The organism is Bradyrhizobium sp. CFUWI (assembly GCF_056429085.1).
The window spans coordinates 1-427 of the sequence record NZ_JBWJZE010000234.1 but is presented as its reverse complement, the minus strand read 5'-3'; the positions used below and the strand labels follow the sequence as shown (position 1 = coordinate 427).

The window sequence follows — 427 nt, the reverse complement described above, 5'->3', positions numbered from 1 at the left end:
CCCCTCGGGCCGCGCACGCCGCGCCACCGAAGCCAACAAGGCCGAATTCGAAGCCAAGCGCGCCGAACTCGAGAAGGCTGCCGCCGCCAAGCTGGCTGAAGCCCAGGGCCAGGGCGAAAAGCTCGGCGGCACGACCGTCAAGCTGACGCAGAAGGCTGGCGTGGACGGCCGCCTGTTCGGCTCCGTCACCAACCACGACATCGCCGAAGAGCTGAACAAGCAAGGCGACCAGGTGGCCAAGTCGCAGGTCCGCCTGCCGAACGGTCCGATCAAGACCGTGGGCGACTCCACCGTGAGCGTGGCCCTGCACACCGACGTGGTGGTGGAAGTCACCGTGTCCGTGTACGGCGAAACCGCCTGACGCGACGCAGCGCGCGGAAAGTTTCTCCCTGCCGCTGGCGCATGCCGGCAAAGGCCGCCCCCCGGG

1 protein-coding gene is annotated in these 427 nt (G+C 68.9%); it reads left to right on the top strand.

Going from position 1 to position 427, the window contains the following annotated elements; translation table 11 throughout:
• A partial coding sequence (rplI, locus tag AC066S_RS39590) for a 50S ribosomal protein L9 (RefSeq protein WP_478272027.1) occupies positions 1-361 on the top strand: 361 nt, incomplete at its 5' end.
• Positions 362-427: the final 66 nt, after the last annotated feature.